The sequence below is a fragment of the Pontibacillus chungwhensis genome (assembly GCF_030166655.1).
Classification (GTDB): Bacteria; Bacillota; Bacilli; order Bacillales; family BH030062; genus Pontibacillus.
In genome coordinates, this window is record NZ_CP126446.1 from 3,396,525 (window position 1) to 3,416,576 (window position 20,052).

19 protein-coding genes and 1 riboswitch are annotated in these 20,052 nt (G+C 43.0%); of the genes, 8 read left to right on the plus strand and 11 right to left on the minus strand.

All coding sequences use genetic code 11. The features are described 5' to 3' along the window. Positions 1 to 127: 127 nt before the first annotated feature. A complete protein-coding gene (gene alr, locus QNI29_RS17555) occupies positions 128 to 1,291 on the plus strand; it encodes an alanine racemase (protein WP_231418986.1) in 1,164 nt (387 codons plus the stop codon). Between the two features lie 28 nt (positions 1,292 to 1,319). Here the strand turns inward: alr and QNI29_RS17560 are convergent, their stop codons facing one another. The 4 genes from QNI29_RS17560 to QNI29_RS17575 all read right to left on the minus strand — a co-directional run bounded on the left by QNI29_RS17560 (position 1,320) and on the right by QNI29_RS17575 (position 5,222). Continuing rightward, the gene (locus QNI29_RS17560) at positions 1,320 to 1,811 is read right to left on the minus strand and encodes a hypothetical protein (protein WP_231418987.1); all 492 of its coding nucleotides are present in this window, start codon (positions 1,809 to 1,811) and stop codon (positions 1,320 to 1,322) included. A gap of 56 nt (positions 1,812 to 1,867) precedes the next feature. After that, on the minus strand, positions 1,868 to 2,437 hold the full coding sequence (locus QNI29_RS17565) for a thioredoxin family protein (protein WP_231418988.1): 570 nt from the start codon (positions 2,435 to 2,437) through the stop codon (positions 1,868 to 1,870). A gap of 15 nt (positions 2,438 to 2,452) precedes the next feature. Beyond that, entirely contained in the window at positions 2,453 to 3,202 is a 750-nt protein-coding gene (locus tag QNI29_RS17570; RefSeq protein ID WP_231418989.1) for a (S)-benzoin forming benzil reductase, read from the minus strand. A gap of 91 nt (positions 3,203 to 3,293) precedes the next feature. Next, a complete protein-coding gene (locus QNI29_RS17575) occupies positions 3,294 to 5,222 on the minus strand; it encodes an endonuclease MutS2 (protein WP_231418990.1) in 1,929 nt (642 codons plus the stop codon). A 511-nt stretch (positions 5,223 to 5,733) separates the two neighbouring features. Continuing rightward, positions 5,734 to 5,835: riboswitch (purine riboswitch) on the plus strand. A gap of 177 nt (positions 5,836 to 6,012) precedes the next feature. Between QNI29_RS17575 and QNI29_RS17580 the strand changes: the two genes are divergently transcribed. Beyond that, entirely contained in the window at positions 6,013 to 7,206 is a 1,194-nt protein-coding gene (locus tag QNI29_RS17580) for a NupC/NupG family nucleoside CNT transporter (RefSeq protein ID WP_231418991.1), read from the plus strand. Positions 7,207 to 7,652: 446 nt separating this feature from the next. Here the strand turns inward: QNI29_RS17580 and QNI29_RS17585 are convergent, their stop codons facing one another. Continuing rightward, positions 7,653 to 7,832: an aspartyl-phosphate phosphatase Spo0E family protein gene (locus QNI29_RS17585; RefSeq protein ID WP_231418992.1), complete on the minus strand. Its 180-nt coding sequence runs from the start codon at positions 7,830 to 7,832 to the stop codon at positions 7,653 to 7,655. 289 nt (positions 7,833 to 8,121) lie between these two features. Beyond that, positions 8,122 to 8,742, minus strand: coding sequence for a YdcF family protein (locus QNI29_RS17590; protein WP_231418993.1), 621 nt, complete (start codon positions 8,740 to 8,742; stop codon positions 8,122 to 8,124). A 264-nt stretch (positions 8,743 to 9,006) separates the two neighbouring features. Here QNI29_RS17590 and QNI29_RS17595 point away from each other — a divergent pair, with 264 nt between their 5' ends. Beyond that, positions 9,007 to 10,317: an aspartate aminotransferase family protein gene (locus QNI29_RS17595; RefSeq protein WP_231418994.1), complete on the plus strand. Its 1,311-nt coding sequence runs from the start codon at positions 9,007 to 9,009 to the stop codon at positions 10,315 to 10,317. Positions 10,318 to 10,521: 204 nt separating this feature from the next. On the opposite strand, the gene treR is transcribed toward QNI29_RS17595, so the two are convergent. The 3 genes from treR to treP form a co-directional block, all read right to left on the minus strand. Further along, a complete protein-coding gene (gene treR / locus QNI29_RS17600) occupies positions 10,522 to 11,214 on the minus strand; it encodes a trehalose operon repressor (protein ID WP_231419055.1) in 693 nt (230 codons plus the stop codon). Between the two features lie 32 nt (positions 11,215 to 11,246). Beyond that, entirely contained in the window at positions 11,247 to 12,917 is a 1,671-nt protein-coding gene (treC, locus tag QNI29_RS17605) for an alpha,alpha-phosphotrehalase (protein ID WP_231418995.1), read from the minus strand. An 84-nt stretch (positions 12,918 to 13,001) separates the two neighbouring features. Further along, positions 13,002 to 14,405 carry a PTS system trehalose-specific EIIBC component gene (gene treP / locus QNI29_RS17610; RefSeq protein WP_231418996.1) on the minus strand — a complete coding sequence of 468 codons (1,404 nt, stop codon included), beginning with the start codon at positions 14,403 to 14,405 and terminating at the stop codon, positions 13,002 to 13,004. 216 nt (positions 14,406 to 14,621) lie between these two features. On the opposite strand from treP, the gene QNI29_RS17615 reads away from it, so the two are divergent. The 3 genes from QNI29_RS17615 (at position 14,622) to QNI29_RS17625 (ending at position 16,858) form a co-directional block, all read left to right on the plus strand. Next, the gene (locus QNI29_RS17615; RefSeq protein WP_231418997.1) at positions 14,622 to 14,999 is read left to right on the plus strand and encodes a thiol-disulfide oxidoreductase DCC family protein; all 378 of its coding nucleotides are present in this window, start codon (positions 14,622 to 14,624) and stop codon (positions 14,997 to 14,999) included. 193 nt (positions 15,000 to 15,192) lie between these two features. Further along, a complete protein-coding gene (locus QNI29_RS17620) occupies positions 15,193 to 16,086 on the plus strand; it encodes a 3-hydroxyacyl-CoA dehydrogenase (RefSeq protein WP_231418998.1) in 894 nt (297 codons plus the stop codon). 334 nt (positions 16,087 to 16,420) lie between these two features. Continuing rightward, on the plus strand, positions 16,421 to 16,858 hold the full coding sequence (locus tag QNI29_RS17625; protein WP_231418999.1) for a hypothetical protein: 438 nt from the start codon (positions 16,421 to 16,423) through the stop codon (positions 16,856 to 16,858). 45 nt (positions 16,859 to 16,903) lie between these two features. On the opposite strand, the gene QNI29_RS17630 is transcribed toward QNI29_RS17625, so the two are convergent. Next, positions 16,904 to 17,638 (minus strand): alpha/beta hydrolase, encoded by a 735-nt coding sequence (locus tag QNI29_RS17630; RefSeq protein WP_231419000.1) that lies wholly within the window; start codon positions 17,636 to 17,638, stop codon positions 16,904 to 16,906. 128 nt (positions 17,639 to 17,766) lie between these two features. Here QNI29_RS17630 and QNI29_RS17635 point away from each other — a divergent pair, with 128 nt between their 5' ends. Beyond that, complete coding sequence (locus QNI29_RS17635) at positions 17,767 to 18,423, plus strand: CPBP family intramembrane glutamic endopeptidase (protein WP_231419001.1); 657 nt, start codon at positions 17,767 to 17,769, stop codon at positions 18,421 to 18,423. Here the strand turns inward: QNI29_RS17635 and QNI29_RS17640 are convergent. Further along, a complete protein-coding gene (locus tag QNI29_RS17640; protein ID WP_231419002.1) occupies positions 18,420 to 18,815 on the minus strand; it encodes a hypothetical protein in 396 nt (131 codons plus the stop codon). The two genes, QNI29_RS17635 and QNI29_RS17640, sit on opposite strands and share 4 nt — an antisense overlap. Positions 18,816 to 18,930: 115 nt before the next feature. On the opposite strand from QNI29_RS17640, the gene QNI29_RS17645 reads away from it, so the two are divergent. Beyond that, on the plus strand, positions 18,931 to 19,947 hold the full coding sequence (locus tag QNI29_RS17645) for an oxidoreductase (RefSeq protein WP_231419056.1): 1,017 nt from the start codon (positions 18,931 to 18,933) through the stop codon (positions 19,945 to 19,947). The last annotated feature ends 105 nt before the right edge of the window (positions 19,948 to 20,052 follow it).

The window sequence follows — 20,052 nt, forward strand, 5'->3', positions numbered from 1 at the left end:
ACCTATCAGGTGCCTTTCGGTGAAGGGCACCTTTTCCATGATAAAAAGCAGTGGATGCCACTCTAAGGCATCCTCTTTTTATGGCCTTTAGTCCATTTATCTTTATTAAAGAAAGGTTGGTGTTCTCATGATCCATCCACATAGCTACCGAGACACTTGGGCAGATATCTCACTAGACGCCCTTTCACACAATGTGAACGCTTTTAAACATTACACCAATCCAGCTTGCCGATTAATGGCCGTTGTTAAAGCAGATGGTTATGGACACGGAGCAGTAGAAATCGCTCAAACCGCAATTGATGCAGGTGCAGATTGGCTAGGCGTCGCTTTCGTCGATGAAGGAATCGAGCTTCGTAAAGCCGGAGTTCAAAAGCCAATATTGCTCCTAGGGTATACACCTCCAAGGTCGATTGAAGCAGCAGTGATTCATGATTTAACGATTACCGTCTTTACCCGTGATCTATTGGACCAAATCGAAGCGGCCGCTAAACGAATGAACAAAACACCTAAGGTTCACATGAAAGTGAATACAGGTATGAACCGGATAGGGGTTTCAACATCAACAGAAGCCATCCATCTCGCACGTGCCATTCAAGAGTCTTCTTTTATTGAACTCGAAGGGATTTTTACCCACTTTGCAGAGGCCGACAATGAAGATTCCACTTATACATATAAGCAGTTTGAGACCTTTCAAACCATAACTGAATCCATTGAAGCTGAAGGGATATACATTCCCATTAAGCACTGCGCAAATAGCGCTGCAACCATAGGCTATCGAAACATGCATTTAAACATGGTACGTGTAGGGGTGAGCCTTTATGGGTTTTATCCATCCCCTCATCTTAGAAAAATGATTGATCTGACACCTGTCATGACCCTGAAAACAAAAGTAGCTGCCGTGAACAAACTAGAAGCCGGTACCCCAATCAGTTATGGACGCACCTTCGAGACCGAACAACCGTCTTCCATCGCGACGCTGCCCATCGGGTATGCAGACGGTCTTCCAAGACTTCTGTCTAATCAAGGCACGATGGCCATTCACCGCCACATCGTACCGATTGTCGGAAGTATATGTATGGATCAATGCATGATAGACGTATCGGGCATCGGAAAAATCTCACCAGATGATGAGGTAACGGTATTTGGTGACGGTGATAAAGGAGTCCCCACTGCCGACGAGATCGCTTCTCTAACAGGAACCATTCATTATGAAGTTACCTGTTCCATCGGAAAAAGAGTGCCTCGTATTTACCAAGCCGCCCAAACCAAAGTCCGCTATAGCATGTTATAAAAAGACGAGCCAGTACTGGCTCGTCTTTTTATATGGAGAGAGATTTCAGTTTTTGGCGGTAGAGCCAGGCGTGTAAAGGGGAGTTCTCGACGTCAGGGCTGGGATTCTCGATGTCGCCAGCATCTTTCTTGACGTCAGAGCGGTATTTCTCGTCGTCAGGAGCCAGATTCTCGACTTCACGAGCAACTTTTTCGTCATCAAACCAGAGATTCTCGACTTCACGAGCAACTTTCTCGTCATCAGTCCAGAGATTCTCGACTTCACGAGCGACTTTCTCGTCATCAGACCTGAGATTCTCGACTTCACGAGCAACTTTTTCGTCATCAAACCAGAGATTCTCGACTTCACGAGCAACTTTCTCGTCATCAGTCCAGAGATTCTCGACTTCACGAGCGACTTTCTCGTCATCAGACCTGAGATTCTCGACTTCACGAGCAACTTTTTCGTCATCAAACCAGAGATTCTCGACTTCACGAGCAACTTTCTCGTCATCAGTCCAGAGATTCTCGACTTCATCCAACGCTCCCCCCTAACAAAAAAAGCCCGGGGTTATTTCCCCCGGACTTCTCAAATACACTATTTCGTTTTGATCTCTAATGCTGAAAGGGTTTCTTTCAGACTGGCATAGACCTCTTGCCAAAATTCTTCGTTTTCACTGTATGCCTTTGTTAAGAAAAGAATCATTTCTTTCTGCTTTTCTTCAAAGCTTGGGTGGTCTTTATCGGGCAGGTTCGCACGAGCATCATCAACGACCTGTTGAATTTTCGGTGCCCTTGGCCCCCAGACCGCTTCTTCCTCTCCATCTTCATTGATAAAAATGAAAATTGGTATTGAACGGGAGGTACCGTTTGTGAGGTATTGATCCATGAGTTCTGTATGTTCATCCCTTTTTAAGAAGCGAACATCCATACGAGCTGCCTCTGACAACTTTAACAATACCGGTATATTCATCATTGCGTCCCCGCACCAATCCTCGGTGAGGACGATGACGCGTAGCTGTTTCACTTTAAGATCATCGAAGAATTGTTGATCCTCTGGTAATTGAAACGATTGATATACATTCATTAGATTATCTTGATGTTTTTCCATGCCTGTTACGTATTCTTGAGGACGGATCCCCTTCTCAAACCATTCTTCTAACTGCACAATCCTTCACCTCATTTAGTCTATTAACTGGTCTACGCGATAAACCGCTCCACTTTCGAACCCTTCATCAAGAAGCTTCATAAGTCCATCCGCCACAACAGAAGGGGAGCGAAGCTTTCCTTCTTCTTTCAGCGCTTTAAACTTTTCGACATCGGCAAAAGCTTCTTCTGAAGAGGAGCGAATATCCGCTTGCATATCTGTATCCATTACTCCAGGGCTAAAAGCCACTGTTCTATGTTTTCCACCTCGTTGCTTCTGTTCAAACGCAGTTGTTTCAGTGAAGTAATTTAACCCTGCTTTTGTACCACCATATGTGCTCCATCCATAGACCGGACGGTTTGCAGCCCCTGAGGTTACATTGATGATATCCACATCAATGTCCGCTAATTGCTCGACTACCATATTCGTCACTAACATCGGTGCAATCAAATTAATATGAACATGTTTAACAACCTGATTTGCGTCTAGAGCGCCCACGCGATCAATTGGTTCTACTACACCAGCGTTGTTCACCACATATACTTTCTGTGGCGACTGTTCTTTTACGTGTTGGTTAATTCGGGAGAAGACAGACTCAAGCTCCTCCTGTGATGAAAGATCGCAAGGATAATGAGTGTAAGAGACACCATTTTCTTCTGCTTTCTGATTTAACTTTTCATTATCAGAACGGGATACACCGATAATATGTACCCCTCTTCCCATCATACTCTCGGCAACAGATTCGCCGAGCCCTTTTGAAACACCTGTAATTACAGCAATTTTCATCAAGATCCCTCCAACTAGCTTTTCCATTTCTACTTTTAGTATAGCGGACCCCTTAAACCATTCACAAAAGAAACGGTCCATAAACCTGAAATCAGGATTCATCCTCTTCTTCAAGTGTTAGACCATCGACGTGTTTCCGGTCTAACTGCTTCCTTATCTTCCGGTAATCTTTTGATTTAAAAATAATATCAAAGTCATAATCAGCAGGATACAATTCTTCCGCCGGAATGTGTAGAGCAATTCTCTTATGGTTAATGGTTTGTTTCTCACCTTTGACCTGGATGACGTAATTCCCTTTTGCATCCGGCCCTGTGTAAACAATCCCCGTTTCTTCAGTAGCGAGAACGGTTACGTTATCACCCTTGTTATAACGAGGAACCTTTTCTTCCTTATGATTCTTCTTTTTAGAAGACTTCCTCGCATATGCGTTCGTCTTAATCTGCTTTTCCATCAATTTAGGATCAGCATCCTCTCGCATTTCATACGTTTTCTCTTCCTTATAAGAAATCTCGTGAGCTTTCTCAATAATCGCTGGATGCATCCCTAATTTCAGGGCAATCTCAAAAGCCTGACTTTTACCGGTCGTACCGAGACGCAAGCGGTAGGTTGGACGAAGGGTTTCAAGATCGAACTCCATTGATCCATTCAGGAAACCGTTCCGGGATTCGGCAAAGTCTTTCATTTCGTTGTAATGAGTTGTTGCCAGAAGCATAGCTCCTTTGTCATAGAGTTGGTCGAGTATAGCTGTAGCAAGACCCATCCCTTCTGCCGGATCCGTACCAGAACCAAGTTCATCGAGTAATACAAGGGTATGGTCATTGGACTGTTCTAGAATTTCTATTATATTCACAAGACGAGAGCTAAACGTGCTTAAGTTTTCTGTAATGCTTTGCCCATCGCCTATGTCGACGAACAGCTGCTGGAAGATATGAAGATTCGTTCCTTGATGAGCAGGGATGTGCAAGCCTGATTGTGCCATTAACGTGAGCAGTCCAACGGTTTTTAACGTGACGGTCTTACCACCTGTGTTCGGACCTGTAATAACGAGAGCATGATAGTCCTCTCCAAGCGAGATCGTAAGAGGTACAGGGTTATGAATTAAAGGATGTTTAGCCTCTATAAGATCGATTTTATAATCTGTGTTTAAGGTGGCGGCTCTTCCCTCTATGCTCATGCTGTACTTCGCTTTTGCAAAGATCACATCATATTGATGCATGGTTTCCATCGCTATCTGAAGAGGACGCTCTTGTTCCAATACGAGGGCAGTTAAATAATACAAGATCTGCTCGACTTCCCGCTCTTCAGCAAGACGCGTCATTTCTAACTCTTCTTGCAACCTGGTGACTTCTTCAGGCTCAATAAAAACGGTCGCTCCAGAAGATGAAGAATCAAGCACCGTTCCTTTTACTTTATTGCGATACGTTGCCTTTATGGGCAGCACAAACCGGCCATTTTTCTCTGCAACGACGTGCTCCTGCATATACGTTGCTAACTTTTTAGATTTAGCCAAACGTCCGATTCGATCCTTAATCTCTGCAAGCTGATTATGCTTTTGCCTTCTAATCTTCAGCAGTTCCTTAGAAGCATAATCATCTACCTGACCGTGACGTAAAGAGGACTGAATCTCTGTTTCGAGGTCACTTAGATCCTCAATGGACTCAGCGTATAATGCAACAGTGGGAGCCACATACTGTTTGTCTTTCATAAATCGCTTCAACTTCCCACAATGATCGAGAAACGATTGAAGTTGGGAGAACTGATCAGGCCTTAGAAACATCCCTTTCCTAGCCTGCTCCATCATCTGACTCACATCATCCAAGCTATGAACCGGTACACTGCTGCTGATCTTCAGTACTTCCTTCGCCTCATCAATCTCTTCTAACCATCTTTCAATTTGTTTCTTATTAAAGGAGGGCTCTAAAGAAAGCACCGTTTCTTTCCCTCGCTCCGTAAACGCAAATCGCGCTACATGTTCTAAAATTGTATAAAAATCCAACACTTCAAATGTCTTCTGATTCAATTCCGATATCCTCCTCACACTTTATCAGAGTAAAGCGCGTCTGACACACTTTACTCCAGTAAAGTGATTTCTATTAAAAAAAGCTGCAATGATTGCATCATTGCAGCTAACATTCGATTCCATCATTCAATCGATTAGAAAGGTGTCTAAAGAAAATAGAACAGGGCTATGACACATGTGTCATAGCCCTTTCCTACACCTTGCTTGTTATGCTATGATTCATTGTTCTTAACTGCCCAAAATTGTATAGTTAAATAAACTTGCCTGTATGCAAGCTTTTTTAACCCTTTTGGGTCCGTATGAAGTTAACGGTTAGTTAAGAACAACGACCTTCATAAAACATACTCCTTCAAGAGTGATTTCGATTGAATGATTTCTTCGATACTAAATTTAATGTAAACGATTCACCTAGCTTTGTCAAACACGGCACGGATTCGTCATTCTATTCTCTATATTTAGATATCTTAAAAATCTATTGTTTCCTTTACAAGTGTTTGCTATATTACACGTATTCAACTTCATACAAACACCTTATATATCTATGGAAATAGGGTCCATAAGTCTCTACCTGGCAACCATAAATTGCCGGACTATAAGGAAAGTCTGCATATAAAAGCCGAATGATCTTCATTTGGTTTCGTCTACGTACATGACATGCATCCACTTTCTTTGTAGGACAAAGACCGTGGGTGCATTTTTTGTATCTTTCGAGAGGTCTGACGTCCTACACCTAAAAACGTATAAGGTTTTGAATGTTTGGACACCACTCAAGTTTACAGGAGGAAAAAGAATGGACATTTTATTCGGAATCGGTTCGTTAGCAGGAATTATCTTTTTATCTTGGTTATTAAGCAGTCATAAAAGCATGGTGAAGTGGCGCACCGTTGCAATTGGATTAGTGCTAGAGGGATTATTCGTTTATTTCATGCTTAAAGTTCCTTTTGGCCAAAGCATGCTCAATGTAGCAGCTAAAGGGGTCCAGCATGTCATTGACTTCAGCAGCGAGGGCATCAACTTTGTGTTTGGAGGATTATTTGGAGAAGGTACGAATATTCAGTTCGTTTTCGCCATCAATGTATTAGCCGTAATCATCTTTATATCTTCTCTTATCGCTGCTCTTTATTATTTACGTATCATCCCTTTTATTGTGCGCGGAATCGGATTTATAGTAGGTAAAATACTCGGAACGAGCAAAGTAGAATCATTCAGTGCTGTCGGGAACACAGTGCTAGGCGTTGTAGAAGCCCCATTACTTGTTAAACCCTATTTAAGTAAAATGACGCGCTCGGAGACTTTTGCCATTATGGTAGGGGGTACTGCTTCAGCCAGTGGAGCAATCTTCGTAGCCTATGCCGGTATGGGGATCGACGTGAAATACCTGCTCATTTCCATTTTCAGCGTTCCTTTCGTATCTCTTACAATTGCTAAGATCTTAGAACCTGAGAGTGAGACTTCTCAATTGAATGAAGACATCATTATGGAAAAGCCTGAACAAGTGAATGTGCTTGAAGCCATTTCAGACGGCGCAGTGAACGGGGTAAAGCTTGCTTTGAATATCGGAGGACTCCTCATTGCATTTATTAGTATACTGGCCTTAGTTAATGGGATCTTAGGCATCGTTGACCTTGATCTAGCCACAATCTTTGGTTACGTTCTCTATCCTTTTGCCCTGCTAATCGGAATCCCAGTAAGCGATGCTTTCCAAGCAGCATCCATTATCGGGACGAAAATTGCTGCCAACGAATTAATTGCCTTTAACATGGTACTTGATGGACAAGAAACGTTGAAACCAGAAACAATGGCGATCCTCACTGTAGCTTTATGTAACTTTGCGAATCTTTCTTCGATCGGCCAATTGATTGTAGGACTCGGATCCATTGCCCCTTCTAAGAAAAGCCAGGTTGCTCAATTGGGCGTTAAGGCCATTATCGGCGGAACGCTCGCAAGCTTTATCACAGCAGTATTTGTGGGAATGTTCATATAACGAAGGACTCTGTTATAATCTAGTGTTGTTATTTATAGACTTGTTCAAAATCAGAAGTTGTATCCTTTAATTGTAGATGGGGCCGTCTTTTATCGGCTAGTGCTTGGAGTGTCCAGGGACCGGTTCTCTTATCTAAGTTTGATGAGCCGGTCCTCCAGCTGGACCGTCGCTTAGATTCAGCTCTACTTCCTAATATAGCAAAGGTGGTTCTGGAAATTGCGAGACACCTGCGGCAGAAGGAGCCAGTCTAGTTCCAGCGTGGAGGAGGCTTTTAAGGGAATAATGAAGTTCGACTAAGACCGTCAAGTCAATCGCCAACGTCGAACGACCCCACCTCGTGTGGGGCCGCGGAAAGCGAGTAATTTCCCGAACCACCTTACGCACAGTTTAACGCTAACGGAAACATTCATAATGTAAAGAAAGCACATGCATCTGCATGTGCTTTCTTAATTAGAGCTTAGTTCGTGTATGGCATTCCACTGATTAATTAATTGATCCAATTCCTGACTTAGTCGCAACGTCCGTTCATGATTAAACCCACGTTGCATAGCGCTATCCACCATTTCTTTACGCTTCTTCTCAATTTCAATACCAACTAATTTAGGGGTCGATAAAGTTGCATTCAAGTTGTCCACTCCTAATGAAGGATTGAGTAGCATGTCTCGTCTATGATGTATAAAATCCCTTGTTGTGAATACTCTCACAAAAGATTCATATTTTGTACTTGTTTAACCTATATTTTAATGCCACACCTTAAAAAAGTAAATAGTCTGATGTCTAAATATGACAAGTGAACATGTATTCACTTCTATAGACCCATACCCCAACAGAAGGATGCCTCATTATGCTTTAGAGTAATAAAGTGTGTCTGACACCATACTTCGCTTTAGAGCGCTGAAGGGTGTCTGGCACCCTTCAACGGTTTACCGGGACCCAGTCATCAGGTTTCAGACTGTCTGGCACAATAAGGCTTCCTTTATATAGGAAGTAGAAAGCCCATTCTCTTAAGAAGAACGGAACTCTCGTTTCTAATGATTGATAGGCTGAGGTTTCCGTCGGTGAGGCTACTGCGTCGAGGTTAATTTGGTTAGCAATCGCCATTGAACGCTTCATATGAAGAGGGTCACTGACAAGGGTGTAGTCCTTAAACCCTTGCTCTTCTCCAATAAGCTTCGCATTGATGATGTTCCCTTCTGTAATCTTAGAAGTCAGATCAACGAAAGTATCCTCTTTCGGAACCCCTTTTTCTACTGCATAGTCACGAGCTACTTCCGACTCTGCAAAAGGAGCCCCCTCTCCCTTCCCACCAGTGAGGATGACATGATCAACCTTGCCGTCTTTGTATAGTTTCACCGCGTGATTCACACGCTCTTTTAAGACAGGAGAAGGCTTATCATAATAAGCTGCAGCTCCTAATACTACAGCTGCATCAGTAGATTCAAGTGGCCGATCTCCTTCAAATGTCCAAATCGAATACCCTATGTATCCCACATATAGAATTCCAACCCAAAACAGCAATGTAAGTAATCTCTTCAATGTTGTTCCCCTTCTCACTAGCATTCTAGCACTTTTTAAGGGTATAACAGGTTTCTTCTTCTCCGCAACCATTTAATGGTCACAAATCAGGCGCGCTGTCGAACCTGACACGATCTCAGTATCTTAAACACTTAGCAAGCGTCTTGGAAACTCCATTTCTTATAAAAAACATGAAAAAAACCCTTTATGCATATTGTATATAAATTAACTTTAATGTATATTTATTAATATAAACTATTGAACGTACTAACGGAGGGAACAACGATGACATGGACGCACTTACTCGAATCAATACATGACAGATTAGCCCCAACAATGGCAAAAGACTTTCCTAACTTGCCTGTCGAGAAAGAAGAGGGCTGTTACTATTACGGAACAGATGGCAAAGAATACCTTGATTTCTCCTCTGGTATAGCTGTAACAAATGTCGGACACAGACACCCAAAAGTTGCGCAAGCGATAAAAGACGGAGCTGATCAGCTCACACACGGTCCATCCGGCGTGATTATGTATGAACCGCTTCTTACATTAGCCGACCGGTTAGCCGCTATTATGCCTGGAAACCTGGAGTGCTTTTTCTTCTCAAATAGTGGAACAGAAGCAGTAGAAGGTGCACTTAAACTAGCCAAATACACAACAGAACGTCCTTATGTAATCTCCTTCACGGGCGGCTTTCACGGAAGAACAATGGGTTCATTAGGGGTAAGCACCTCTAAGAGCAAATATCGTAAATTCATGCAGCCAAATGGATTAACCTATCAAATCCCTTATGCCAATCCAAAAGCTTGTCCTGAAGGAGAAGACCCGGGTGATTTCTGCGTCAAACAACTAGAAAAGGATATTCAATCCTTATTTGAACATCAGGTTACTCCAGATGAAGTAGCCTGCATGATTCTAGAGCCCATTTTAGGTGAGGGAGGGTATATCGTTCCCCCACAAGCTTGGCTTCAAAAGGTACGGGAAATTTGCGATCAACATGGCATACTTCTTATCTTCGATGAAGTTCAAACTGGATTCGGTAGAACAGGAGAAATGTTCGCAGCCAGTCACTTCGGTGTGACCCCAGACATTATGGCCGTAGCGAAAGCGATGGCATCCGGGCTCCCATTAAGTGCGACAGTCGCTTCTAAAGAATTAATGCAAAAGTGGCCTGTTGGCTCTCATGCGACAACTTATGGAGGAAACCCAATTGCCTGCAATGCCGCACTAGCAGTTCTTGATGTCATCCAGGAAGAAAACTTGCTCGAAAATACAAAAGATGTAGGCGCCTATGCTCATAAGAAACTCACGGACTTAGCGGCCAAACACGATGTGATAGGAGATGTCCGTGGAGTGGGTCTGATGCTTGCAATTGACATCGTCGATCCTGTTACAGGCGAAGGAGATAGTAAAGGGCTGATGACCATTTTAGAATCTGCCTTAGAGAAAGGAGCGCTCTTCTACTTCTGCGGAAACAAAACAGAAGTCATCCGCGTGATCCCGCCTCTTACGATCTCTAAAGAACAGATCGATCAAGGGTTAGAAATCTTAGACAGCGCTTTGTGTGAATACGAGGCATCCATCCGTGTCTCCTAAGTAATAAAACCTCCCTTTATCGACCGACCGCTCCTACATGACCACACCCCTGTAGACCGGAAGCATCGATAAAAATCAAAACAGACCATGACGAATAACAGCCGTTGCTTATAATAAAGAAGTTCATCCTATCAGCCTCTATAGCAAAAAAACCGAGCATGAAATCCACTGATTTCATGCTCGGTTTATATTAATTAGGCGAGATTAACGCCGGGCAAAGTCTACAAAGCGAAACTTGTCTGGTCTGTGTCTAGATTCTGTATATTGAAAAAGAGTCGCATCATCGAGATAAACATAGTTTTTGATTACCACGATGTTGGCAAAGCCTTCAAAATCCAGGAGTCTGCGATCTTCAGCTGTGGGTTCTTCTACTGTGATTTCTTTCTTCGCGAAACTAATCGTTAGCCCTACTTCCCCTTCTAGATATGAGTAAATAGAATCCTCACAAATCTCCCGGGTCAAACGAGGCACACTCCCATAATAAAGGTAATCTTTATCCAAAATAATTCGCTCCCCGCTAAATTCACGAGACCGACTCACATACCATACGAGCGCCTCTTCGTCTAGCTGCATCGCTTCTTGAATAGACGGATCTGCATGAATTAAGGAAAGCTCATTTACGTGCGTGCGCGTCTTCTCCCCCATATGCTTTGATACTTCTTTGAAACTCACAAGTCCAGAAACCGGAAAATTAAACTTCCCCACGTCAAGTACGACTGACCCCTTGCCCCTGACCTTTTGAATAAACCCATTTTGCGATAACAGATTTAATGCTTTACGAATCGTTTCTCTTGAGGTTTGAAATGTTTCAGCTAACTCATTTTCTGACGGAAGGGTCTCTCCTTCCTTATACACACTCGTCTTAATCGATTCCACAAGCTCTTCATAAATGCCCATAAACTTATTCTGTTTCACATAGCACCACTCATTTATTTCGTTAAATGATACACTACGGACTCATAAGGACGTAATTCAATCGCGCGATTTACATTTGGTGACGCTTCGTAATTAGATAGAATGCGTTCGCCCTCGTATGCTTCAAGATCAATCGATTCTGGCACCTCGAACGTCGTATGATCCCCATAAAAATTGTTCACGACAAGCAATTTCTCAGATTCTCCATGACGAGCGTAAGCAAACACACGATCATCCTCATAGCTTAAGAGTTCGTAGTCTCCTGATGTAATGATATCATACTGTTTCCGAAGCTCAATCAACTTCTTATAATGATAGAATGCAGAATGCTCATCGTTTACAGCCGCTTCAGCATTTACTTCCTGATAATTCTTCGCAACAGGAATCCACGGTGTGTTCTCGGTGAATCCTGCTTGCTCCGAAGCGTTCCATTGCATAGGTGTACGAGAATTATCACGGGACTTTTGCGCAAGAATAGCAAGGATTTCATTGTCCGTCTTCCCTTGCTCTTTTAAGATTTCATACATATTTAAAGATTCAACGTCTCGATAGTCCTCAATGGTATCGAACTTAGGATTAGTCATTCCAAATTCCTCACCTTGATAAATGTAAGGCGTACCGCGCATCAGATGAATAGTCGTCGCTAGCATTTTCGCAGACTCCCGGTGATAGACAGTATCATTCCCGAAACGAGAGACGACACGAGGCTGGTCATGGTTACACCAGAAGAGCGCGTTCCAGCCTCCACCTTGTTGCATCCCCACTTGCCAATCAGACAAGACCTTCTTTAACTCTTTAAAGTCGAAGTTCGCAACCGTCCACTTCTCTCCATTTGGGTAGTCTACTTTGAGATGATGGAAGCTAAAGGTCATATCAAGCTCCTGCCGATCAGGATGCGTGTATTTCACACAGTCATCGATCGTAGTAGAAGACATCTCGCCTACTGTCATCATTTCATATTTAGAAAAGACCTCTTGGTTCATTTCATGCATATACTCATGAACACGTGGTCCATCTGTGTAAAACCGGCGTCCGTCTCCCTCATAATCATTTGGGAAGGCTTGATTTTTCGAGATCAGGTTAATTACATCTAAACGGAAACCGTCGACCCCTTTTTGAAGCCAAAAGTGCATCATATCATACACACTTTTACGAACAGCTTCGTTCTCCCAGTTAAGGTCAGCCTGCGTTACATCGAAAAGGTGCAGGTAGTGCTGCCCCGTCTCTGCATCAAAGGCCCATGCATTGCCCCCGAATTTCGACTCCCAGTTCGTCGGAGCACCGCCGTCAACGGGGTCTTTCCAGAAGTAATAGTCACGATATGGATTGTCTATCGATTGCTTCGACTGCTGAAACCACTCATGTTCCGTTGAAGTGTGATTGACCACAATGTCCATTATGATCTTAATACCACGATCATGAGCTTCCTGTAAGAGACGCTCAAAGTCTTCCATCGTGCCGTATTCTTCATAGATATTAAAATAATCACTGATATCATATCCATTATCTTTCTGAGGCGATGTGTAAATCGGAGTTAACCAAATGACATCAACCCCGAGATGATTGAGGTAGTCCAGTTTCTCAATAATCCCTTGAATATCTCCCGTTCCGTTTCCTGTCGTGTCGTTAAAGCTCTTCGGATAGATTTGATAAACGACTGATTGCTTCCACCATGGCTGTGTCATATGAGCACCTTCCTTATCTTGTTGTATAAACGTATTAGAAAAACCAATAGCAACCGGGTGTGGTCGGCTGCTAACTGGTCTGTTTTATATTTTTTTGCGTTTGGCCATTACATAGGTTACTACAAATGGGATAACGATCACAATAACCATTCCAATGATAAACGATATCCAGCCACTGTTCTGGATGGAAACAATCCCCGGTACACCGCCTACCCCAATGGAATTGGCTCGTACACTTTGAATGGTGATATACATTCCGGCAATAGCGGAAGATACAAGCGCTGCGATGAATGGGAATTTATAGCGAAGGTTAACCCCAAACAGTGCAGGTTCTGTAATACCTAACCAAGCCGAAACACCAGATGATACGGATAATCCTTTTAAATTCTCGTTCTTTGTAGCTAACCATACACCAAATGCTGCTGAACCTTGTGAAATGTTTGATAATGCAAGTATCGGCCATAAGAATGTCGACCCTGTGCTACCAATTAATTGAACGTCGACAGCAAGGAACGTGTGGTGCATTCCTGTTACAACGAGCAATGGATAAAGTGCACCATATAGTAAGCCACCAATTGCAGAGAATTGATCAAATACCCAGACCAAACCATCTGTAATCGTGTTACCAAGACCAAACATTAACGGTCCGATTGCAATAAAGGTTAAGAATCCTGTTACAAGTAAAGCGACAGGACCTACAACAAGTAACTGTACGGAATCCGGTATCCGGTTACGTAGGAACACTTCAATCTTCGCTAATACGTAAGAAGCTAATAACACCGGAAGAACCTGACCTTGATACCCGATCTTCTCGACTTCAAGTCCGAATAAATTCCACGTTGGCACTCGGCCTTCTTTCACAGCATTTCCGTAGTCCCATGCGTTCAAAAGCTCTGGATGGACAAGGATTAAACCAAGTACGATACCAAGTAGCGGATTCCCGCCAAATTTCTTAACCGCTGACCAACCGATCAGTCCGGGCAAGAAGGCAAAGGCCGTGTTCGCAATTAAATTAATAATGCCAGCTAGGTCTGCCCACTGCGGGTGCACGGCAATAAGAGATTGCCCATCATAAAAGATATCCTCTTGAGCGAGGATGTTGTGAATCCCCATTAGAAGTCCGGCGGTAACAATGGCCGGTAGAATTGGGATGAAAATATCCGCAAGTGTCTTAATGGCTTTTTGAAGCGGATTCATTTTTTCAGAAGATGCTTGTTTCACATCATCTTTACTTGCTTCTCCAACGCCTAACTCCACCATCTCTTTGTAAACCTTATCTACAGTCCCTTGACCAATTACGACTTGGAACTGTCCATTTGTTGAGAACGATCCCTTAACCGCTTCCAATTTTTCTAATTCTTCTTGATTCACTTTACTTTCATCATGCAAAGATAACCGTAAACGAGTCACACAGTGTGTAGCAGCTTGTATATTTTCTTTGCCACCAACTTGCTCGATAATTTGTTGAGCTTGTTTTTTTAAGTTCATAGTGATCCCCTCTCCCACTATAATCTGATTCTATATAAAAACGCTTTCTTAATAACTTGTATATACATGATAGCGCATCCAATTTAATTTGTATATACATCTATTTAATTTCAGAATATTTTATTTTTTTTGAGCGCATAACTCCTCTGAAAACCCAGTCTAACTAGGTTTAATTCCAAGAGCAGGGGTGTAAAGTATACAAAAGGAGATGATCGTATGAAAAAGAAGCATTTGGTGTTCTATGACGCTCAGTGTCCATTCTGTTATCACGTAAAACTTGTCCTTAGGAAATTGGATTGGTTTAACAAAGTAGATTGGGTATCCGTCCAAGAAGTAGATGAAGCGCCTGTCGAGTACCCATACTTACAATACCGCGACATTTATGATGAAATTCATATGCTGACTTCTTCAGGCAGTTTAAAAGAAGGGTACTACGCAATTCGTAAACTCCTAAGCTCCCTTCCGCTAACCGTGCCTATTAGTCTTCTGCTCTACATTCCCTTTGCAGATCGTGTCGGGTCGCCCCTTTACAAATGGTTCTCCCGCCACCGCTATCAATGGTTTGGTCAGTACAATGAGCCTCGCTATGCATAAGGGTTCAGTAAAGAGATAACGGAAAGGCCAAGGAACCAGAGTTCCTTGGCCTTTTTATATCGTTTTATATGCTCCATTTCACACCTAACAGTTCCATATTTTTGAATAAAACAAAGAGGAATAGCTCGTTTTTTGTCGAATATGTTAAATAGATCCAGTAAATGAGCTCTTGGAATTTGAAGGAGGATAAATAATGGACTATAAACAGATTACGATTGCGGGCGGTGGGGTTTTAGGAAGTCAAATCGCCTTTCAATCCGCCTTTTATGGATTTGAAGTTACCGTTTACGACATTACCGAAGAGGCTTTAGAAGAAACGGATAACCGATTCAAAAAGTATATGGGAATTTACCAGAACGCTCTCGAGGCAACAGAAGAACAAGTGGACGCTACATATAAACGTATAAGTATGTCTACAGACCTCAAAGAAGCGGTAAAACAAGCAGATTTGGTTGTAGAAGCGATACCGGAAGTGGTGGCCATTAAAGAAGAGTTCTACACGAAACTTGGGAAGTTAGCACCTGACCATACAGTCTTCGCTTCCAACTCTTCAACATTTTTACCGAGTCAATTCGCTGAATTCACAGGCCGCCCTGAAAAATTCTTAGCCCTGCACTTTGCTAATGAAATTTGGAATAACAACATCGGAGAAGTCATGAAACACGAAGGAACAGACGAGAAACACTTTGAAGATCTATTAGAATTTGCAGGAGCAATCGGAATGGTACCGATCCCGATCTATAAAGAACAACCAGGATACATCTTAAATTCCCTATTAGTCCCCTTACTATCAGCCGCACAAAGCTTACTCATCAAAGGCGTATCAGACCCTGAAACCATCGACAGAACATGGATGATCTCAACAGGCGCACCCGTCGGACCATTCGCCTTCCTAGACATCATCGGCCTACACACTCCGTACAACCTCCAAAAAGCCAAAGGAGACGCAGGAGACGAAGAAGCAGCCAAAATCGCCGAATACCTAAAAACCGAATACATCGACAAAGGTCACACAGGCAAACTAGCCGGAAAAGGATTCTATGACTACCCAAACCCACGTTACCGGGAGAAAGACTTTTTGAAGTAAGGAGCACAACCTTTAGATAATTTTATTTTTCTTTTGTAAAGCGAAGCAGATCTTTGGGTCGTTTCGTATTTCCGTTTCCCCCTAATATGGATAGGTGGTTCGGGAAATTGCGAGACTCCTGTGGCAATAGGAGCCTAGGGGAGACCCCACAGAGAGCGTAGCGAACGAGGAGGCTTCCCAGCTCGCCACGGAAAGCGAGTGATTTCCCGAACCACCTACGCTCAAATTCCGGCAAACGGAAACATGAAGGAATGACTTTAAACCCCGGTGGTACAATACTTTTATAGGATGTTATAATGAGACGTACAATAATAAAAGAACACCTGGAGGCTTTATGCTAACATTTGAACAAAAACTAGCGATTATAGAATCTTTCCCGGAATTAAAACGTAACGACGTCTCCCTTGGACGCGTCAATTTCCACTACGAAGAAAGCGTGATGGATAAGAAAAACGTCGTCTATCACCTGCACCCCAATGGAAACGGCTTTGTTTTCGGCTATTATATTGATGGCGTAGAAACTGATGACCGCGGCATGGTCAACATCCGCGACTTCTCAGAAGAAGACATCAAGGCCATCGTTCGCGATGCCATTGATTCATTATCTCAGCCAGACCAGGAAACATGGGTCAACGACGAAGGACATACACTAGCACTTGTATTCGACTTTGACCTTTGGAATATCTATGCAGGAGACATGCTCGACGGAACCTTCCCGACCTACTCTGCTGCTACAGATTACCTGGAACAAGAAGGCTTCAAGCGTCAATAACCTCAAATAAACAGTGCCTATTCCTTGTTGGAATAGGCACTGTTTTTAGTTTGCGAGCCAATTACTGATCAGTTCAACCGTCTGATCTCGCTGCTTTTCGCCTGAAATGGTTGCTTTTTGGTCCCCTTCTTGAAACCCATAGCTACCAAATTGACCGTGGTTCGCTCCGCCTAAGTCAATATAGGTATGATCTTCCGGTACGTAATTTTTTCCTTCTTTATATTTCTCGCGGTTCATTACCCCATCGTTCTCTCCTGTGATCGACAAGAAAGACAAGTCCGTGCCACTAAGGTCACCGCCTTCATCCGGGTAAGCACCAAGTAAAAAGATGCCTTCAAGGAGATCTTCATGTTCCGCAGCGTATCTCGCCGCCATGGCTCCACCTAATGAATGTCCCCCAATGACGTAAGAGCGATTCCCCTTTTCTTCTATTAACTCATCTGCCTTATCTTGAGCCAGCACGGCCAAATTAAGAGGCATCTTCAAAATGTAAGTCGGATACCCGTTTTCAGCAAGCTTATGAGCCAACGGAGCATAACTCTCTGGCTCCACTAAACCACCCGGATAGAAAAGAATGCTCGTGTCTTCCGCTTCTGTTGGAAGAAAGGAAATCCAGTCGCCCTTTTGCTCTACATCTATTTCATTTGTTCCTTTCATAGCTTCAATCGCTACTTGTGTGGGTTCATAAGGCTGTAAATAAACATACCCTGCAATCCCAACGGCTATAACAAGAACGCCTAACAAGGCTAAGAGCTTTTGCCACCACTTCCACTTCTTCATCACGCCACCTACTCTGTGTTGTTTTGTTACCAGCTTATCACAGAAACAAACCTTTTTACTGTCCCACACTCCCTTATGTTCAAAATAACACTTTTAGTGTAAAATGTAACTAAAAAGGAGTTGGTACTATGAATCGGGCCAAAATCGTCGTTGGGACCTCTTTTCTTGTTAGTCTGTTTCTATATATCTTCGAACAAGGTATCGGCATGCCTTATCCGGTAAAAACAGCTGTTAAACTCCTCTTGTTCATCGGAGTCCCTTTTCTATTCTATGCGTACTTCCCTAAACCACATCTGAAAAAGAAAAAAGAACAATGGAAATCTCCACTGCTCTTCGGCATTGTAGCGTTTGTTGTTCTCCTATGTAGTTATTGGCTAACGAAAGATCTGATTGATTTTACAGAAATACGATCTTATCTTAAAAGGGACCTTGGCATAACACCTACAACCTTTTATGCTGTCGGGTTTTATATCATTCTCGGTAACTCTTGGATCGAAGAATGGTTCTTCCGGGGTTTTATCTTTCAAAACCTTCTATCCCTTGGTAAAAGACGGATTGGATATGTATATTCGTCAGGTTTATTTGCGTTGTACCATTTAGCAAGTATTCAAGGGTGGTTCTCTCTTCCCCTTACACTGGTGGCACTTGCAGGATTGTTTGGCATTGGCATGTTTTTCTCTTTCTTAACGGAGAAGGCAGGAACGTATAAAGGATCTTGGATAGTCCACATGATCGCCGATCTTGCTATTATACTTATTGGGTTACATGCCTTCGGTTGGTACTAGATTGTACTCATCTGACGGTCTTCCACTTGATGTTCCATCAGCTTCAGATCCTCTCGATCAGGGTCATACTCATACTTCCAGTAGTTCTTATATTCCTGTCCATCTTGCTCCCACGTTTTCTGTAAATAGATAATATAGGAATTGTCTTTGTTCTCTACCTTTACGTCTGAAGAAAAAGTTGTATCTAGCTTGCCAGCACTTTGGGTTTGGACGATTTTGGCTTCTTCATCACTTCCTTGGAGCGCCGGGAAATCAGGATGTCTTAATAACGCCTCTTCCAGCGCTTCATTGGAATGTTCTTCTACTCCGTTACTCGTTGAACTAGAGGAACATCCGGCTGCTATAACAAGAGAAAGCATGAGAGTTATATAGGTCAACAGATGTCTTTTCAATACGAAATCCCTCCTCCCCACTCCCATACCCATCTCACATAAATCTACTCCTTTTCCTTTTAGAATTTTTATATGCTAAAGTAAAAAAGAATCTACATACTAGGAGTCGATTATGATGAAACCCATACAAACTGCACTGATTGGATACGGATTATCTGGCCAAGTCTTTCATGCTCCCTTCTTAAAGACGATGCCTCAATATGAACTCGTAGCCGTATCTACATCTAAAGCAGAAAAAGCCAAGCAAGAGTTAGGGGATGTGACGGTTGTAGCCACGCCTGAAGATATTGTACAAGACAAAGAGATTGAGCTTGTTATCATTACAGCCCCAAATGAATATCACTATCCGTTGGCAAAGGCTGCCCTAAAAGCCGGGAAACATGTTGTCATGGAAAAGCCCTTTGTCGTCCATAGCCAAGAAGGAAAAGAATTAGTAGAAATCGCTAAAGATCAAGAGCGAATCATTAGCCCTTTCCATAACAGACGTTGGGATGATGACTTCTTAACCGTCAAAAAGTTAATCTCAAGCGGTGCACTCGGGCAGATCACAAGTTACGAAGCCCACTATGACCGATACCGCCCACAAGTACGGGATCGCTGGAGAGAGAAAGATGTTCCTGGAGCTGGGATATTATATGACCTGGGGGCACATCTTATTGATCAAGCTCTTCATCTGTTCGGCAAACCGGATCAAGTTCATGGAATAACGAAAGCTCAGCGTGCTGGGGCTGAAGTGGATGATTACTTTCACATTATGCTTGAGTACAGTCCTTTACAAGTCATCCTTCACTCGAGTTCATTTGTACGCGCAGCGGGCCCTAAATTCGAGGTCCATGGAACAGAAGGAAGCTTCATTAAATACGGAACAGATCCTCAGGAGAATCAGTTAAAAGAAGGAAAGGTACCAGGAGATGACGGATGGGGAGTAAGCCATGAAGAAAATGATGGTGTACTCACAAATGACAAGCATCCAGAAGGGATACGGATTCCGACAGAGACCGGCCGTTATGAATCGTATTACGAACAATTAGCGGAAGGGATTCGCAAGGGTGAGTCCCTGCCTGTTACAGGTCAGGAAGGACTTGAGGTTATTGAAATCATAGAGTCTATTCTACAAGCATCCCGGCCCTAATGTGCTGAAGTAACCGCTAGTAAAATGCACTTTGAAAGACAATGCTTTTGGCCTCGTGATAAACTAAACTTGTTCTTAAATTGAGATTCTCAAGATAAATAGGAA

Bases quoted from the DNA above. Each gene is read 5' to 3' on its own strand.
- QNI29_RS17645 (WP_231419056.1), top strand. From the start codon at position 18,931: ATGAAACCCATACAAACTGCACTGATTGGATACGGATTATCTGGCCAA.
- QNI29_RS17625 (WP_231418999.1), top strand. From the start codon at position 16,421: ATGCTAACATTTGAACAAAAACTAGCGATTATAGAATCTTTCCCGGAA.
- QNI29_RS17580 (WP_231418991.1), top strand. From the start codon at position 6,013: ATGGACATTTTATTCGGAATCGGTTCGTTAGCAGGAATTATCTTTTTA.
- alr (WP_231418986.1), top strand. From the start codon at position 128: ATGATCCATCCACATAGCTACCGAGACACTTGGGCAGATATCTCACTA.
- QNI29_RS17570 (WP_231418989.1), bottom strand. From the start codon at position 3,202: ATGAAAATTGCTGTAATTACAGGTGTTTCAAAAGGGCTCGGCGAATCT.
- QNI29_RS17615 (WP_231418997.1), top strand. From the start codon at position 14,622: ATGAAAAAGAAGCATTTGGTGTTCTATGACGCTCAGTGTCCATTCTGT.
- QNI29_RS17620 (WP_231418998.1), top strand. From the start codon at position 15,193: ATGGACTATAAACAGATTACGATTGCGGGCGGTGGGGTTTTAGGAAGT.
- QNI29_RS17630 (WP_231419000.1), bottom strand. From the start codon at position 17,638: ATGAAGAAGTGGAAGTGGTGGCAAAAGCTCTTAGCCTTGTTAGGCGTT.
- treP (WP_231418996.1), bottom strand. From the start codon at position 14,405: ATGAACTTAAAAAAACAAGCTCAACAAATTATCGAGCAAGTTGGTGGC.
- QNI29_RS17595 (WP_231418994.1), top strand. From the start codon at position 9,007: ATGACATGGACGCACTTACTCGAATCAATACATGACAGATTAGCCCCA.
- treR (WP_231419055.1), bottom strand. From the start codon at position 11,214: ATGGGCATTTATGAAGAGCTTGTGGAATCGATTAAGACGAGTGTGTAT.
- QNI29_RS17635 (WP_231419001.1), top strand. From the start codon at position 17,767: ATGAATCGGGCCAAAATCGTCGTTGGGACCTCTTTTCTTGTTAGTCTG.
- treC (WP_231418995.1), bottom strand. From the start codon at position 12,917: ATGACACAGCCATGGTGGAAGCAATCAGTCGTTTATCAAATCTATCCG.